This is a genomic window from Hymenobacter puniceus (genome assembly GCF_014333525.1).
Lineage (GTDB): Bacteria > Bacteroidota > Bacteroidia > Cytophagales > Hymenobacteraceae > Hymenobacter.
On record NZ_JACSCX010000003.1, the window covers coordinates 737,999 to 755,085 of the forward strand.

The window sequence follows — 17,087 nt, forward strand, 5'->3', positions numbered from 1 at the left end:
ACGGGTTGAAAATAGTTGGAAGAGACTTGTGTCGTTGCAACGACGTACTTCCTACGGGTGCCATTTGTCTCTGTTGCAGAAAGGGCTTCGAACGTTCACTTTGTCGTTAGCAACCTCTACTTTGTATATATCACGGTCAATTAGTTGGAACCGTGGCCGGTGACGAATAGCCTGGCAGTTCGGGGATTTTATGTTCATAAACAAAGAATAGCATAAACGACGAAATTCCATTGTAAATCAAGGATTTACAATGGAATTTCGTCGTTTATGAGCCTCCTGTCGGGATCGAACCAACGACCTACTGATTACAAGTCAGTTGCTCTACCAGCTGAGCTAAGGAGGCGAATTGTGGTGCAAAACTAGGGGCTAAATTTAGATTTTCAAGCGGGAGCAGTAAAAAGAATTGAGTTATTTTTAAACCTGCACATAGTCAGGGATTTGCTAAAATACTTGTTAGGGCCTCGTCCCAGCAGTAGATATCCGGATAGAAGCGCAGCTGATTGTTCTGGGCTTCACACGTAGTATATCGAATACGAATGGGCATACCTTGGGCTAAATCATAGCGGCAAGTGGTATGAGTGGCTATATTCCGCCGAATGTCAGGCAGCGCAGCTTGCTGATGCTCACGCCGCAGCAGATAGCTCGTTAACTCAAGAGGCCTTTCCAGCCGTACGCAGCCATGGCTGCGTGCACGGCGGGGCTCCTTAAACAAGGCCCGGGCTGGTGTGTCGTGCAAGTATACAGCATGGTGGTTGGCGAAGTAAAATACCAGGCTGCCAAGGGCATTATGTCGGCCGGCCTCTTGCCGGATCGTAAAATTGAAATTTTGTGGCGTAATGCGGCCCCATTGGACTCGCCACGGATTGATGAGGCGGTTTCGGACATCGAACAATCGGTAGTTATTGTCAGCCAGAAAGCCAGGATCGTCTTGTAGCTCAGGCAAAATTTCCCGAACGGCAATACTGTGTGGTACGCGCCATTCTGGTGCCGTCATAAATACAGTAATGCGGCTGTCAAGAGTAGGAGTGGGGGTATCAGGCTTGCCAACTACTACACGGTGCATCTGTACCACTTGCCCCTGCTCTATAATTTGAAGAGAATACGTCGGGATATTTACCAGAATATATGCCTCCGAATCGGGTAGGGCAACATCCCAGCGAAGCCGCTCCAGGTTGAGGGCCACCCGGCGAAAATCAGCGGCATTACCATAAATTGGGTGGCGCTGGGTAACTGAAGCTGAGTCAGTAGGAAGGGTGCGGTGCCAGGCCTGCTGAAGCGCCTGGTAAGCCCGGGTTGTGGGTTGGCACTCTAAAAATGTTCGCTCAAATTCCACGGCTGCTAATGCACTTGTGAGCCGGGTAATGCTTTGTTGGCCTATCGGTCCGTGTAGTTGAGTTGGGCTGGTGGTGTAGGGCTGGAGCCGGCCGTAGCGCAAGTGGGCCGCATAGAGCAGCAAGGCATCCGTCAGGCGCAACTCAAAGCCACCTAAGCTGGCGGCCCCACTGGCAGCCTGGTGCAAGGAGTCGGGGAGGGTTTGCAGTGCTGGCCAAGCGTAGGATGCCGGGTTGAGCCCAAACTCAGGGGCGCGTTTCAGCAGCGAAAGGGCCTGTAGGGCAGTGTGGTTCCAGCCGGAGTCGGGGTGCGTCCAGGCCGGGGCGAAGTTGCGCTGCAGATAGAAAGACTGGACCGCGAAACCGGCTTTCAGGGCCAGTTTCTCGTAGGTAGCCGTCGAGCCAAGCGCCACCGTATCCAGCAGTGTGCGCAGCGAAACCACTGCGCCCGGGCCCGAAGCTAGTAGGAGTGGAGGGTCATTGCGTAAGCCTTCTGCCGGTAAAGGCAATGGTGCCAGCAGCAGCAGACCGCCTATCAAAGCCCAGCAGGCAGCTACACGGCTGCAACGTCTTAACCGGTCCATGGCTGTAGGAAAGCAAAGCGGTTTTGTATAGGCAGAGAAAGGGTATCCGGCTGGCACCACACTTCCATAAGATACGAATTGCGGCCGGTGAATACAAACGAGGGCGTGCCGTCGCAGCGGGGCAGGCGTGTTGTGGTCAGCTACTTATTCGCGAATCTGGCGGTGCGGGTGCCGGTTCAGGCAAGTAGGCTGGTTACTTTGTGGTGCGGGTGTTGTTGCTTTGCAGCCTCACTAGCACCCTCAGGTTTTGGAAACTGCCCTTATTAGCCGCACTGCCGACTTCGTTCGGGAAAAGTTCTTACACGAAGGTTCCGGGCACGACTGGGAGCATATCCGCCGGGTATGGCAGGTGGCCCGGGCCCTGGCCCTCGATACTCCGGACGCCAACCTACTGCACACCGAACTGGGCGCGCTGCTGCACGATGTAGCCGACTGGAAGTTTCACGATGGCGATGAGGAAGCCGGCCCCCGGGCTGCCCGAGCCTGGCTGGAAAGCCAGCATGCGCCCGAAAGCGTCATTGAGGCCGTAGAAACCATTATCCGCGAAGTCAGCTTTAAAGGCCTTGGCGTACCTACGCCCATGAGCACCATCGAAGGTGCGTTGGTCCAGGATGCCGACCGTCTTGATGCCATCGGGGCTATTGGCGTAGCCCGGGCCTTTGCCTATGGTGGTCATAAAGGCCGGCCTTTGCACGACCCCACGGTGCCGCCGGTGCAGCACGCCTCGTTTGCGAGCTATAAGCAGAACGTGGCCCCCACCATCAACCATTTCTACGAAAAGCTGCTGCACCTGCGGGAGCGGCTGAATACGCCCGCCGCCCGCCGCGTAGCTGAGCAGCGCCATGCGTTCATGGAAACCTTCCTGACACAATTCCTGCGCGAGTGGGAGGGTCAGGATCTGAGCTAAAGCCTAATTTCAGCCGGGCCCACTATGGGGTATAAGCCTAAGCCGCCTCGAACAACCAGAAACTGCCATCTTTGCCACATGACATTCCGCTCGTTTTATTCCCGTTTGCTGGTGCCCGGGCTTGTGCTGCTGCTGGCCGCTTCCTGCCGTACCTGCCCCATCAATTCCTGCCATACCCGCAAGGTGCATTTCCACGACGGCGTGAAGTACCGGGGGCAGCCGATCCTGAAGAAACAGAACCCGGCAATCGGCGAAAAAATCAAGACCTACAACCCCAAGGCCGGTAAGCACAAAGCTGATAAAAGTAAGTCGCTGAAGTAGGGGGGAAGCGCGGTCAGAGGTTGGAAAAACGGCCTTTTTTGCCTATCTTGCAGGCTTAACGCACCCTTCATTCACAGTGCTGGCGCGGCCTTTCAGGGCAGTAGCCAGCCGACTAAGTTCTCCCTATGGCGGAAGGCGAAAAAATCATTCCGATTAACATCGAAGACGAGATGCGCGGCGCCTACATCGATTACTCGATGTCGGTTATCATCTCCCGGGCCTTGCCCGACGTGCGCGACGGCCTCAAGCCCGTGCACCGGCGTGTGCTCTACGGCATGAGCGAGCTGGGCGTATCCTATAATAAGTCCTACAAAAAATCAGCCCGTATTGTGGGCGAGGTGCTGGGTAAATACCACCCGCACGGCGACTCCTCGGTGTACGACACGATGGTGCGCATGGCTCAGGACTGGAGCCTGCGCTACCCGCTCGTGGACGGGCAGGGCAACTTCGGCTCGGTCGACGGCGACTCGCCGGCGGCTATGCGCTACACGGAGGCCCGTCTCAAGCGCCTGGCCGACGAGCTGCTCGGCGACTTGGACAAGGAAACCGTTGACTTCCAGCCCAACTTCGACGACTCGCTGGAAGAGCCGAGCGTGATGCCGGCCAAGTTCCCGAACCTGCTGGTGAACGGAACCACTGGTATTGCTGTGGGTATGGCCACCAACATGGCGCCCCACAACCTCACCGAAGTGGTGAGCGGCATCATTGCCTACCTCGAAAATTCGGACATCACCATTGCCGAGCTCATGGAGCACGTGCTGGCGCCCGACTTCCCGACCGGTGGCACCATCTACGGCTACGAAGGCGTCAAGCAGGCCTTCGAAACGGGCCGGGGCCGCATTGTGGTGCGGGCCAAGGCGCACTTCGAAACCCTGGCCAGCGGCAAAGAGCAGATCATCATCACCGAAATTCCCTATATGGTGAACAAGGCGTCGATGATTGAAAAAACGGCGGCCCTCATCAACGAGAAGCGCATCGAAGGCATTGCCGACCTGCGTGACGAGTCCGACCGGGACGGGATGCGCATCGTTTACGATCTGAAGCGCGACGCCATGCCCAACGTGGTGCTCAACCAGCTTTACCGTTACACACAGCTGCAGTCGTCGTTTGGCGTCAACAATGTGTGTCTGGTGAAAGGGCGCCCGATGACGCTCAACCTGAAGGAGCTGATTCACTACTTCGTGGATCACCGCGCCGACGTGGTGGTGCGGCGGACGCGCTACGAGTTGGCTGAAGCCCAGAAGCGGGCCCACATCCTCGAAGGTTTGCTGATTGCGCTGGACCACCTCGACGAGGTGATTGCCCTGATCCGGGGCTCGCGCGACGGCGAAGTAGCCCGCGGCCAGCTGATCGAGCGGTTCTCACTGAGTGAGGTGCAGGCCCGCGCCATCCTGGATATGCGTCTGCAGCGCCTTACGGGCCTGGAGCGCGACAAGATTGTGCAGGAATACGACGAGCTGATGAAGCTGGTCGATTACCTGAAGTCGGTGCTGGCGTCTGAGGAAATGCAGCGTCAGATCATCAAGGACGAGCTGATCGATATTCGGGAGCGGTACGGCGACAAGCGCCGCACGGCCATTGAGTACGCCGGCGGCGACTTCTCGATGGAAGACATGATTGCCGACGAGAGCATGGTAATCACCATCTCCAACGACGGTTACATCAAGCGTACTCCGCTGGCCGAGTACCGGTCGCAGGGCCGTGGCGGGGTAGGTGCCCGCGGCGCCGGCTCCAAGCAGGACGACTTCACTGAACACCTGTTTGTAGCTACCACGCACGAGTACCTGTTGTTCTTTACGGAGCTGGGCCGGGTGTTCTGGCTGAAAGTCTACGAAGTGCCCGAGGGCGGCAAAAATGCCAAAGGCCGGCCTATCCAGAACCTGATTGAGATTCCGCGCGAAGACTCGGTACGTTCTGTGCTGAATGTGCGTGGCCTGCGCGACCCGGACTACCTGGAAAATACCTACCTGATGTTCTGCACCGAGCAGGGCACCGTGAAAAAGACGCCGCTGGAAGCCTATTCGCGTCCGCGGACGGCGGGCATCAATGCCATTACCATCAACGAGGGTGACCGTCTGCTTGATGTGCGCCTGACCAATGGCAACTCGGAAATTGTGGTGGCGCTGCGTTCCGGCCGGGCCGTACGCTTCCCCGAAGGTAAAGTGCGCTCCATGGGCCGCACGGCCGCCGGGGTGCGTGGCATCACGCTGGCTTCGGACACCGACCGGGTAGTAGGCATGGTATGTGTTTCGGACCCTACGCAGGAACTGCTGGTGGTATCGGAAAACGGCTACGGCAAACGCTCGGAGCTGGAGGAGTACCGCATCACCAACCGCGGTGGTAAGGGTGTGCAGGCCATGAAAATCACCGAGAAAACCGGTGCGCTGGTGGCCATTAAGGACGTAAACGATACCGACGATCTGATGATAATCAATAAGTCGGGGCTCACTATTCGTCTACGTGTGGCTGATCTGCGCATCATTGGTCGGGCTACGCAAGGCGTCCGGCTTCTGAAAATCAACGAAGGTGATGAAATATCTTCGGTAGCTAAAGTGGCGGCCGAGGAAGAAAAAGAAGTTGAATTGGAGTCGCTGGTTGCTGAAGGTGCTGTATCGGATGCTGAAATAGCTGACGTCGTGGCAGACCCGGAAGTTGCTGCCGATGCAGATTCGGCCGAAACCAAATAATATTGCGCAAAAGGAGGGAAGAGGCTGGTTTTACGACCAGCCTCTTGCTTTCCTGGCTTGTCTGCCGTTTGGCTGAACTTCAAGGCCAGTTTCCCCGTTTTCCCTGAAATTCTTTCCTTTTTTTCTTTTTGACCATTCTTCAGAAAAACCTCCCTATGAAGAAGATCCTTCTGACGCTTGTCGCTGCGGCGGCACTGACTTCTGCCTCGGCTCAGACTTCGGCCGTTACCAACGCCATTCTGAACCAGCGCCAGGGCCTGCTCGACAAAGCCCGCACGGATATCGACAAAGCAGTCCTCAACGAAAAGACCTCTACCAAAGCTAAAACCTGGTACACGCGAGGTGAAATCTACGAGGCAATGGCCGCCAGCCCAATTTATGGCAAGTCCTTGGGCGCCGGTGAGGGTACGCGCATGGCGTTTGAGTCGTATAAGAAAGCCATCGAGCTGGAAGGCAAAGATGGTGAGTATGGCAAGCAGGCCGCGGCCAAGCTCGATAACCTGTATGGCATAGCGCTGAATGCCGGTGTAGAAAGCTACAACGGTAAAGACTACGACGGCGCCATCAAGGCGTACCAGTTGGCTCAGCAGATTCGTCCGCAGGATACTACGGCCTATCTGTACTCGGCCTATGCTGCAGAAGCTAAGAACGATTTTGCAACCGCAAAGTCCACCTATGGCCAGCTGATTGCTATGAACTATAAGTCGCCACAGATGTATGGGCGCATGCTGCAGATTGCGAAGCAGGAAAAAAACGAAGCAGAGGTTTCAAAAGTGTTGCAGCAGGCGCTTCAGGCATACCCAACGAACAAGGGTTTTATGCTGGAAGACCTGAACGCTGACCTTAGCGCTGGTCGCGGGAAAGAGGCACTGGCTAAAATTGACAAAGCAATTGCCGCTGATCCTAAGAATGCCAACTTGTATGCGGTAAAAGGTTCGCTGCTGGATCAAGCAAAGCAGCCTGAGGAAGCCTTGAAAGCATATCGTCAGGCAGTTGAAGCTGAGCCCAATAATTTTGATGCTAACTTCAACTTGGGCGTGTATAATTATAACAAGGCCGCTGATTTGTACACTAAGGCCAGCAAGATGGACTTAGCTACCTATAACAAGTCTGGGAAGAAGTTCGAAGCTGACGGCAAGAAGTACTTCTCAGAATCGTTGCCATACTTTGAGAAGGCACTGGCCGCTCAGCCTGATGATCGTGCTACGATTTCTTCACTTGGTAAAGTTTATACTAAGCTAGGTCGGAATGCTGATGCTGAGCGGATGAATGCTCGCCTTGACGCTCTAAAAAAGTAACATTGTCTTTGTTATGGTTCTTGTCACTATAACAATAGGGTAGCACCATGAACCATCCCGGCATCCAGTCGGGATGGTTTTCTGATTATCACTTAACATAATATAAATTATAAGACAAATAGATTTAGTTCTTTCGATGCCGGTTTCTAGCGGCTATGGATTGTCATGTATGAGCTTAGTAGAAGATTAACGGCGGGCTTTGCACGCCTGATGATTATGGGCAAGATAACATGAGCCTGTTTGCTCGTGTACTGCGGAAGCGTTAGTGATGTATAGACGCAGCCGAGGCCTTTCTCTATGAGGCATTGGCCGCAAGCTTCAGCGGACGCCTGTTGCCGCATTAGAACCTCATTCAGCACAAACCCTTTCTCCGCTGGGCACCTGGACCAACGAGGAAAAGAAGGCGACGTTCGAAATTTACAAGTGTGGCGTTACTGGAGAGTTACAAGCTTCGATCCGGCGGTGATTAGCTATAGTTGAGCCCGCGGCTGCGGCCGTGTCATAGTGGACGATAAAAATGAAACTACCAGAGTCCAGATGATTCACCACGTGATACGCTCTTGGCCGTGTCCGGCCTGGACGCTGGCCAGCGCGGTAATTACTTAACGACTGGTACTTAATTCCTTAGTCGGACTGTGTATGTGCACCCGACTAATAGATTCATGGTTTCAAATTGCCGTCGCCGAATTGCTCTTGGCTCCAGTTGCTGTCGAAGCTAAGTAGCATTTGAGGATTCGTTTGATAAAGCTTGGTTTCCCTTCCAGCAAGCATGGTCCATTGGTTTAGAAAACGAGACTCTATCTACCCGGGTGATTTTTTTCTGGGGGCCTCTCTCCTATTTAGTATATCTGAACAATCCTGTATGCACAGGCATTTGCACGGGCATGTCATGCTTAGGCATATTAGCACTCGTCTGGGCCCCAGTTCAGCGATAGGCGAAATTGTCACGGTTCAGAAACGAACTCTATGAGTACTCTAGTAAGGATCGATATGAAGTCCTCATGCAGGATCTAGCAAGGCCCCGCCCCGCCTTGTATTAGTGTGGTATATAAATTACAGAGGTATAGACTATTGTTTCTATTAAGGTAATAGTCAAATTGAGGGGAATTATAAGGCATCTATATCAAAATAGTAAATAAAAGCATATAAAGTACAAAAAAGTATTACCTCTATTAACTATTTTGTGCTTTTTACTACTGGTAATTTACGTTTGTGCTCTTATATTTACGTACTGTTTCATCACATAAGACTCACCTGCTATATGCCAAAGACTATAGACTATCCCAGAACTTCCTATGCCGGTGCCTGGGAAGTAGCAGAAGTAGTTGACGACACGGGTGGCAAGTGTTCTATCGAAGCTTGCGCCCGTAAGCTCAATCGTAAGGTTAGTGGCTCCTTCAAAGCTATTCTGGGTTCAGCGGTGAAGTTTGGATTGCTTACCAGCAAACGGGAGTTACTCACCACAACGAATCTGTTTCGCCGCATCAAGCACGCGTACGATAAGCAGGAGGAATTGCTTTACCATCGCGAAGCTTTCCTGCATCCGCCGCTGTTCTCCCAGATAAGCCGCAAGTTCAGGAACAAGGAACTCCCCGTGCAGATGTTTGACATCATGCTGATCCGGGAATTTGGGGTGGAAGAAATTAATGCGCAGAATGTGGCCAAGGCATTCGTAGATGGCGCCCGCATGGCCGGGATTCTGGATGAGCGCAACGTAATTGCCGATATCGACCAACTGGCCGCACAGCAGGGCCCGCGCCGCGAACTTGCCAGTGGCGAGATGCCGCTGAATCTGTTCAAGGCTTCAGACGCTCCCGATGCATCTTCCTCCTCTCCTGCCGTAGCATATTCTCAGCCCCCCCGTTTAGACCCTACAGAGCGCTACGCTACAGACAGCACATTCCCTGAAACTAGTCTTGTACCTTCTGCGCCTTCTGAGTTGGTTACTGACGCTACAATGGACTCGGATCCGGTATCGGCCCTGTTTGGTTTAAACCGGAAAACTCCCGCTCCGGCCACACAGTATAACCCGGAAGCAGCGGTTGTACCTCCTGTTATACTTCCGGCCGATGCCACCCCGCCTGAGCCCCTATCGGCACCGACACCCCGGCCGGCACCGCCGGCTTCCCCCCGAGTATCCGAACCGACAGTGGCCCCACCCACTGAGGGCTACCTTATTCACATTGCCGGGCCGGGTCTGGACACCCAACTGAGCATTCAGGACGTAGACGACCTGGATATTGTCAGGATCCTACTGGAGAAAATCAGGAAGAATCTGGCTAACAGATAGATAGTTCCTCTTAAATCAAAAAAGCCCCCTTACCGACGTGTAGTTGGCAAGGGGCTTTTTTGATTTAAAGCATTTGGCTAACCCAAGTTACGAACGATGCGGCGGCCGTTAGGAGGAGGTTCCGATCCGGCAGCGGAGAGAACCACCAAACCGGAGTCCCTTCCGCAACTTTCGTCGGCTACTCCCGGCGCACCCCGCCAGAAATGGTGGTGTGGCGCTGCTTGAGCACGTCTACCACGTCTTCCATGGAAAGTCCGGAGGCCGTCAGCAGTACCAACAAATGGTACAGCAGGTCGGCGGCCTCGCCTTTCAAGCCCTCCACGTTGCCGCCCACGGCGTCGATGACGGTTTCTACGGCCTCCTCTCCCACTTTCTGGGCAATTTTGGGCATGCCCTTGCGAAACAGCGAGGCGGTGTACGACTTGGGGTCTTCATCGGGGTGCTGGTGGCGGCGCTGCACCAAGCGCTCCAGCTCCCCGACGAAGCTCACGGCCGGGGCCGGGTAGCGCGTCTGCTGGGGCTGCTCGAAGCAGCTGGTGGTACCCCGGTGGCAGGTGGGGCCGTCGGGGCGGGCCAGGATAAGCAGGGCGTCCTGGTCACAATCCGCGTGCTCACTCACCACGGTGAGGTAGTTGCCGGAGGTTTCACCCTTGGTCCAGAGGCGCTGCTTGGAACGGGAGAAGAATGTCACGCGGCCCGTCTGGCGAGTCACACGCTGCGCTTCCTCGTTCTGGTAGCCCAGCATCAGCACCTGCCCCGTGTGGGCATCCTGCACAATCACCGGAATCAGCCCATCGGGCATTTTGGCAAAATCCATTGGATCTAGTTGTTGGTTAGTAGTTGGTAGTTGGTAGTACAGTCGCGAGCAGTCAATGAACTGACAACGGACAACTACTAACTGACAACTAAAATTACAGCCGCACGGCAATGCCGTCCTGGCGCAGGTGTTCTTTCAGCTCGCGGATGCCGATTTCGCCGAAATGGAAGATACTGGCGGCGAGGCCGGCGTCGGCGTGGGCCTGCTGGAACACGTTGGTGAAGTCCTGCTTGGATCCGGCCCCGCCGCTGGCAATGACCGGAATGGTCACGGCCCGGCTCACGGCCCCGGTGATGTCCAGCGCGAAGCCGTCCTTGGTACCGTCGTTGCTCATGGAGGTCAGCAGGATTTCGCCTGCGCCCCGCTCGGCGGCTTCCCGGCACCACTGCACCGCGTCGCGGCCGGTGTTGTGGGTGCCGGCCCGGGTATAGATCTGCCAGCCGTCAGCATCGTTGTAGCGGGCATCGGCGGCCACCACAATGCACTGGGAGCCGAAGCGGGCGGCCAGTTCGTCAATCAGCTCGGGGCGAGCCAAAGCGGCTGAGTTGATGCTCACTTTGTCGGCCCCGTTCATGAGCAGGGCTTCCACGTCGGATACGGTGCCGATGCCGCCGCCCACGGTGAACGGAATGTCCAGCTCCCGGGCCACGTCGCGCACCAGGGCCACCAGCGTAGCGCGTTTCTGGTTGGTGGCGGTGATATCGAGGAACACCAGCTCGTCAGCGCCTTCGCGGGCGTAGCGGGCGGCCAAAGCCACCGGGTCGCCGGCGTCGCGCAGGCCCTCGAAGCGCACCCCTTTCACGGTGCGGCCATCCTTCACGTCGAGGCAGGGTATGATTCGTTTGGTTAGCATGATTGTTTTTTAGTTGTCAGTTGTTCGTTATCAGTTGTCAGTGATTGTATGGTTTATTGCCGGCTGACTACATCGAGAGTGGACAAGCAACGAACAACTGACAACTAAAAACTAAATCATAGCCAGGGCTGCAGCTGCTCCAGCGTGATGGTGCCTTCGTAGATGGCTTTGCCGATGATGGCCCCGTGCATACCCACGGCGGCCAGGGCATCCACGTCGGCAATGGTGGTTACGCCGCCGCTGGCAATGAGGCGAGCAGCGGGCAGTTGCTTGCGTAGCTCGGTGTACGTAGCCAGCGACGGGCCCTGGAGCTTGCCGTCCTTACTCACATCGGTGCAGATAAAGGTGGTGGCCCCACTGGCCAGGTAGCCCTCCACAAACTCGAGCAGGGTCCGCTCGCTCTGCTCCGCCCAGGCGTTGATGGAAATGTGATTGTCGCGGTAGTCGGCCCCGATGATGATCTGGTCGGCCCCGAAGGTATGGAGCCAGCCGTTCACGGTTTCGGGCTCACGCACGGCAATGCTGCCGGCGGTAATCTGCCGGGCTCCGGCGTCGAAGGCCTGGCGCACGGCTTCCTCGCTCTGCAACCCGCCTCCGAAGTCGATGTGCAGACTGGTGTGGCGGGCAATGCGCTCCAGCACGGGCAGGTTCACGGGGCGCTTGGCGCGGGCTCCGTCGAGGTCCACCAGGTGCAGCCGCTTCACACCGGCGGCCTCGAAGCGTTGGGCCACGGCCAGCGGGTCGTCGTCGTAGGTGGTCTGCTGGGCAAAGTCGCCCTCCGTCAGGCGCACACACTGGCCGTTGATGAGGTCAATAGCGGGAATAATTTCCATGTTGGATTTAGTGCTTGGTGCTGGTAACGGATCAAAAGAACGTCATGCTGAGCGAAGCCGGAGGCGAAGTCGAAGCATCTCTGCCGCTTCGTTGAGTTATTACTGCAACGAAGCGGCAGAGATGCTTCGACAAGCTCAGCATGACCGTTCTTTTATCACGGGCTTACAGCTTGAGAAAGTTTTCCAGGATGCGGGTGCCGACGGGGCCACTCTTTTCGGTGTGGAACTGCACGGCGTAAAAGTTCTCGTGCTGCACGGCGGCGCTGAATGGCGCGGGGTACGCGGCCTCGGCAATCGTATACTCACCCACTGGGGCATAATAGCTGTGCACGAAGTACATGTAGTCCTCGGCGCTGAGGCCTTCGAACAGCGGGCCGCGCAATGCCTGCAGGTTGTTCCAGCCCATGTGTGGCACCTTATACTCCGCGGTGGCCGGGAACCGAACCACGTCGAACGGGAGAATCCCGAGCAACTCGGTGCCTCCCCCTTCCTGGGTGTGGCGGCCCAGCAGCTGCATGCCCAGGCAGATGCCCAGAAACGGCTGCGTGAGCGTGGGCAGCAGTTCGTGCAGACCTTGGGCGCGCAGCTCCCGCATGGCGGAGGCGGCTTCGCCCTCACCCGGGAACAGCACCTTATCGGCGCGGCGAATCACGTCGTGGTCGGCCGTGAGTGTGGCCTGCACGCCCAGCCGCTCCAGCGCAAACAGCACCGACTGCACGTTGCCGCCTTTGTAATCTACTATGGCTATTTCCATTTGAACATATCGAGTGAAGAACGTCGTTTTCTCTTTTGTTTAAACAAACTTTTAAAGAGGTTTTGCTTATAAATAGTCATCCTGACTAGAACCGAGAGCCTTGTTACGGTAGCACGAATCGGTGCGATGTGTAAGGCCCTTCGCTTCAGCCAGGATGACAGTTATATATGCAAATCACGCGCAACCAACTCTTTATCCATTTGTATAAACAAATGGATAAACTACAAAATGCCTTTCGTGCTGGGGATTTCCATGCGGCCGGCGTCGCGCACCAGGGCCATTTTGATAGACTTGGCTACGGCCTTGAATATGGCTTCGATCTTGTGGTGCTCGTTCTGGCCCTCGGCTTTGATATTGAGGTTACAGCGGGCGGCATCGGAGAAGCTCTTGAAGAAATGGTAAAACATTTCGCAGGGCATATCCCCTACTTTCTCGCGCTTGAACTCGGCATCCCACACAATCCAGGGACGGCCCGAGAAGTCGATGGCGGCCTGAGCCAGCACGTCGTCCATGGGTAGTAGGAAACCGTAGCGGGCCAGGCCGCGCTTGTCGCCGAGGGCCTGGGTGAAGGCTTCGCCCAGGGCAATGGCCGTGTCCTCGATGGTGTGGTGCTCGTCGATGTGGAGGTCACCCTGCACGGTGATTTTCATATCCACGCCCGAGTGCTTGCTGAGCTGGTCGAGCATGTGGTCGAAGAAGCCCAGGCCGGTATGCATCTCGGGGCGGCCGTTGCCGTCGAGGTTCAGCTCGATGCTGATTTTGGTTTCGTTCGTGTCGCGTTGTACCACGGCGGTGCGGGCGGGCAGCCGCAGAAACTGATATATTTTTTCCCAGCTCATCGTGGTCAGCGCGGCGCGCTCGTCGCCCTCCCCTTCCGGCTTCAGCAGGATAGACTGGCAGACCAGGTTCTGGGCCAGCTCCACGTCGGTCAGCCGGTCGCCGATGACGAAGGAGTTTTTAAGGTCGTAGCCGCTGCCCTCGCCCAGGTACTGGGTGAGCATGCCGGTGCCGGGCTTGCGGGTGGGCAGGTTCTCGTGGGGGAAGCTTCGGTCGATGTGCTCCCGCACGAACTCCACTCCTTCCGAGCGCAGCACGTCGAGCATCATGGTGTGGGCCGGCCAGAAGGTATCCTCCGGGAAGCTCTCGGTGCCGAGGCCGTCCTGGTTGCTCACCAGCACCAGCTCGTAATCCAGCTCGCGGGCAATGCGCGAGAGGCCGGTGATGGCACCGGGCACAAACTGAAATTTTTCCCGCGTCAGCGCGTCCACCTGAAAATCCGTCGGCGGCTCAATGAGGATGGTACCGTCGCGGTCAATGAAGAGTACTTTTTTCATGGGTAAGTAAAAGTGTTGGTCAACTCAGGCACTTGGCGCGTGATCTGACATTTTGTTTGGCAGCAAACTCACCACTTCAGCAGCTTGCGCAACAATGAAAGCATCCAGACCGACCGCCGAGTCGAGCATACAGGTAAGGTCAGCGTCTTGCTCTTCAAATTTTAAACTGAAGATGACGTTTTGATGACCGAATCCATCAAAGTCGATTTCCTTGATGCCTGTAAAACGAAGTTCGATTTCGCAGTGCTTGGCCTGACGAAAGTATCCCCGCTCATCGGTTGACGCTGTCGTTTCAAATGCAGCAAGCACAAAAGTAGCCGTTGGATAATAGCCTGGATTAGCTTCAAGGGTTACTTTCTTGACTTCTGCATCGTGAAAATCCGGCCAATACCCAAAGTGCTCAAGAACTAGGGACGCATTGGCTATCCGGCCAATCACAGGATTTTCGCTCATGGCTCGGACTTGATTAACGAACGGAACGGTAGAGATGCTTCGGAAAGCTCAGCATGATGTTCTCTACTCCTTATATATACTACCCCGCAAAATCCCGCAGAGCCTGGAGCAGCAGCTCGTTCTCGGCGGGGGTGCCCACGGTGAGGCGGAGCGTGCCGGCGCAGCCGGGCTGGGTGGTGCGGTTGCGCACGATGATGCCCCGGGCAACCAGGAAATCGTACACGGCCGTGGCGTCGGGGTGGAAACGGACCAGCAAAAAGTTCGCGTCCGAGGGGAATACCTCCGCCACGATGGGCAGCGCGGGCAGGCGCTCGGCCAGCCAGTCGCGGCCCACCAGCAGCTGCCGGCGCAGCGCCTCAAACCGGTCGGCGTCGCGCAGGGCCTGCAAGGCGAAACGCTGCGTGGCTTCCGATACGTTGTAGGGCGGCTTGATTTTATTGAGGTAGCCGATGATTTCCGGCGAGGCGAAGGCCATACCCAGGCGCAGGCCGGCAAGACCCCAGGCTTTGGAGAAGGTTTGCAGCACTACCAGGTTGGGGAATTCGGCCAGGCGGGTGGTCCAGCTGGGGACGGCGGCGAAATCGGCGTAGGCCTCATCTACCACTACCAGCCCGCGGAAGCCGCGCAGAATTTCCTCCATGTACCCGGCGTGGAGCAGGTTGCCGGTGGGGTTATTGGGCGAACAGAGCCACACGATTTTGGCGTCGGAAGCCAGCACGCCGGCCACGATTTCGGGCGAGAGCTGGAAGTCAGGCGTCAGCTGCAGGCGCTCCACGCGCACATCGTTCAGGTTGGCGGCCACCTCGTACATGCCGTAGGTGGGCGGCAGGATGAGCAGGCTGTCGTGGCCGGGCACGCAGGTGAGGCGCACCAGCAGGTCGATGGCCTCATCGGAGCCGTTGCCGAGGAAAATCTGCTCGGGGCGCACGGCTTTGAGCTGGGCCAGCTCCTGCTTCACGGCGCGCTGCAGCGGATCGGGGTAGCGGTTGAACTGGTCGGGACCGGCGCTGCCGAGGCTGTTCTCGTTGGCGTCGAGCATGACCTGGGCCTCGCCCTGAAATTCGTCGCGAGCCGACGAGTAGGGCTTCATATCCCGCAGGTTGGGGCGTACGAGGCTATCAAGGTTGAACATCGGTTGGTTTCTTATTGTCATCCTGAGCAGAGCGAAGGACCTTATCACGTCTGGGTTACTACCGAACGTCTGGTTCTGGCGTGATAAGGTCCTTCGACACTGGCTTTATGCGCCACATGCTCAGGATGACAGGTTTTATATATCTGTTTCTACTGCTCCCCGCCGGCCAGGGCTTCCAGGCGGAGGGTCACGGCGCGGGCGTGGGCGCGGAGGCCTTCAGCTTCGGCCATGGTTTCTACCACGGGGCCCACGTTCAGCAGACCTTCGGGGGTGAGACGCTGGAAGGTGATTTTCTTCAGAAACGAATCGAGCGACACGCCGCTGTAGTTGCGGGCGTACCCGTTGGTGGGCAGCGTGTGGTTGGTGCCCGAGGCGTAGTCGCCCACGGCTTCCGGGGTGAGGTGGCCCAGGAATACGGAGCCAGCGTTGGTCACGCCTTCGGCAAGCTGCTCTGGATTTTTTACGGCCAGAATCAGGTGCTCGGGGGCGTACTGGTTTGAGAAGTACAGCATTTCCTCCGGCGTGCGCAGCAGAATGGCGCGGCTCTCCGTGAGGGCCTGGGCGGCAACCTCGGCCCGGGGCAGCTCGCGCAGCTGACGCGCTACTTCGGCTTTGGTCTGCTCCAGCATCGACAGGGAGTCGGACAGCAGAATCACCTGCGAGTCGGGGCCGTGCTCGGCCTGACTGAGCAGGTCGGCGGCCACGAAGGCCGGCGTGGCCGATTCGTCGGCAATAACCAGCACTTCCGAAGGGCCGGCCGGCATATCGATGGCCACGCCGTAGCGGGTAGCCAGCTGCTTGGCGGCCGTCACGTAGCGGTTGCCGGGGCCGAAAATCTTATCCACGGCCGGCACCGAGTCGGTACCGCCGCTCAGGGCGGCCACGGCCTGGGCCCCGCCGGCTTTCACGATGGTAGTGATGCCCAGCAGCTGGGCCGTGAACAGGATGATGGGGTTTACCGAGCCGTCCTTCTGGGGCGGGGTGCACAGCACGATTTCGGGGCAGCCGGCCAAACGGGCGGGCACGCCCAGCATCAGCAAAGTGCTGAACAGCGGCGCGGTGCCACCCGGAATGTAGAGGCCCACGCGCTGCACGGGCACCGCCCGCCGCCAGCACGACACGCCCGGCATGGTTTCTACTCGCTCCTCCTGCGGGATTTGCGCTTTGTGGAAGCGCAGAATGTTGGCGTGCGCCTGCCGGATGGCCGTTTGCAGCTCCGAAGGCACCTGCGCGGCAGCGGAGGCCAGCTCCTCGGGCCCCACGCGCAGGCCGCCCGCGAGGTCGGCTCCGTCGAACTGCCGGGCATAGTCGAGCAGGGCCGCGTCGCCGCGCTGGCGCACGTCCTCGAAAATCTGCTGAACGCGCTGCTCCACGTCCTGGACCTGCTGCTGGGCCGCCCGCTGCTGCAGCGCCGCCCACTCGGCCTGGGAAGGATATTGGAAGATGTTCATCTTTTAGGGTCTTGGGGGACTTAGGATCTTGGGGACTTGGTT

Annotated in this window: 14 protein-coding genes and 1 tRNA gene; 5 read left to right on the forward strand and 10 right to left on the reverse strand. The window is 57.3% G+C overall.

Annotated features, from left to right (window positions below):
• Positions 1-270: 270 nt before the first annotated feature.
• Both H8B14_RS11795 and H8B14_RS11800 read right to left on the reverse strand, forming a co-directional pair.
• Positions 271-343: transfer RNA gene (locus H8B14_RS11795), tRNA-Thr, on the reverse strand.
• Between the two features lie 87 nt (positions 344-430).
• Positions 431-1,774: a L,D-transpeptidase scaffold domain-containing protein gene (locus H8B14_RS11800; RefSeq protein ID WP_187315828.1), complete on the reverse strand. Its 1,344-nt coding sequence runs from the start codon at positions 1,772-1,774 to the stop codon at positions 431-433.
• 388 nt (positions 1,775-2,162) lie between these two features.
• On the opposite strand from H8B14_RS11800, the gene H8B14_RS11805 reads away from it, so the two are divergent.
• The 5 genes from H8B14_RS11805 (at position 2,163) to H8B14_RS11825 (ending at position 9,418) form a co-directional block, all read left to right on the forward strand.
• On the forward strand, positions 2,163-2,822 hold the full coding sequence (locus tag H8B14_RS11805; RefSeq protein WP_187315829.1) for an HD domain-containing protein: 660 nt from the start codon (positions 2,163-2,165) through the stop codon (positions 2,820-2,822).
• 78 nt (positions 2,823-2,900) lie between these two features.
• Entirely contained in the window at positions 2,901-3,143 is a 243-nt protein-coding gene (locus tag H8B14_RS11810; protein ID WP_187315830.1) for a hypothetical protein, read from the forward strand.
• A gap of 125 nt (positions 3,144-3,268) precedes the next feature.
• Positions 3,269-5,830: a DNA gyrase subunit A gene (gyrA, locus tag H8B14_RS11815; RefSeq protein ID WP_187315831.1), complete on the forward strand. Its 2,562-nt coding sequence runs from the start codon at positions 3,269-3,271 to the stop codon at positions 5,828-5,830.
• A gap of 155 nt (positions 5,831-5,985) precedes the next feature.
• Positions 5,986-7,128 (forward strand): tetratricopeptide repeat protein, encoded by a 1,143-nt coding sequence (locus H8B14_RS11820; protein WP_187315832.1) that lies wholly within the window; start codon positions 5,986-5,988, stop codon positions 7,126-7,128.
• A 1,261-nt stretch (positions 7,129-8,389) separates the two neighbouring features.
• A complete protein-coding gene (locus H8B14_RS11825) occupies positions 8,390-9,418 on the forward strand; it encodes a hypothetical protein (protein WP_187315833.1) in 1,029 nt (342 codons plus the stop codon).
• A 178-nt stretch (positions 9,419-9,596) separates the two neighbouring features.
• On the opposite strand, the gene hisIE is transcribed toward H8B14_RS11825, so the two are convergent.
• The 8 genes from hisIE to hisD all read right to left on the reverse strand — a co-directional run bounded on the left by hisIE (position 9,597) and on the right by hisD (position 17,045).
• The gene (gene hisIE / locus H8B14_RS11830; protein ID WP_187315834.1) at positions 9,597-10,235 is read right to left on the reverse strand and encodes a bifunctional phosphoribosyl-AMP cyclohydrolase/phosphoribosyl-ATP diphosphatase HisIE; all 639 of its coding nucleotides are present in this window, start codon (positions 10,233-10,235) and stop codon (positions 9,597-9,599) included.
• A 94-nt stretch (positions 10,236-10,329) separates the two neighbouring features.
• The gene (gene hisF, locus H8B14_RS11835) at positions 10,330-11,088 is read right to left on the reverse strand and encodes an imidazole glycerol phosphate synthase subunit HisF (RefSeq protein WP_187315835.1); all 759 of its coding nucleotides are present in this window, start codon (positions 11,086-11,088) and stop codon (positions 10,330-10,332) included.
• Positions 11,089-11,204: 116 nt separating this feature from the next.
• A complete protein-coding gene (hisA, locus tag H8B14_RS11840; protein WP_187315836.1) occupies positions 11,205-11,921 on the reverse strand; it encodes a 1-(5-phosphoribosyl)-5-[(5-phosphoribosylamino)methylideneamino]imidazole-4-carboxamide isomerase in 717 nt (238 codons plus the stop codon).
• Positions 11,922-12,084: 163 nt separating this feature from the next.
• The gene (gene hisH / locus H8B14_RS11845; RefSeq protein WP_187315837.1) at positions 12,085-12,675 is read right to left on the reverse strand and encodes an imidazole glycerol phosphate synthase subunit HisH; all 591 of its coding nucleotides are present in this window, start codon (positions 12,673-12,675) and stop codon (positions 12,085-12,087) included.
• A 221-nt stretch (positions 12,676-12,896) separates the two neighbouring features.
• Positions 12,897-14,009, reverse strand: a complete 1,113-nt coding sequence (gene hisB, locus H8B14_RS11850) for a bifunctional histidinol-phosphatase/imidazoleglycerol-phosphate dehydratase HisB (RefSeq protein WP_187315838.1) — start codon at positions 14,007-14,009, stop codon at positions 12,897-12,899.
• A 24-nt stretch (positions 14,010-14,033) separates the two neighbouring features.
• A complete protein-coding gene (locus H8B14_RS11855) occupies positions 14,034-14,462 on the reverse strand; it encodes an Imm50 family immunity protein (protein ID WP_187315839.1) in 429 nt (142 codons plus the stop codon).
• Between the two features lie 79 nt (positions 14,463-14,541).
• A complete protein-coding gene (hisC, locus tag H8B14_RS11860) occupies positions 14,542-15,594 on the reverse strand; it encodes a histidinol-phosphate transaminase (protein WP_187315840.1) in 1,053 nt (350 codons plus the stop codon).
• A 149-nt stretch (positions 15,595-15,743) separates the two neighbouring features.
• Entirely contained in the window at positions 15,744-17,045 is a 1,302-nt protein-coding gene (hisD, locus tag H8B14_RS11865) for a histidinol dehydrogenase (RefSeq protein ID WP_187315841.1), read from the reverse strand.
• Positions 17,046-17,087: the final 42 nt, after the last annotated feature.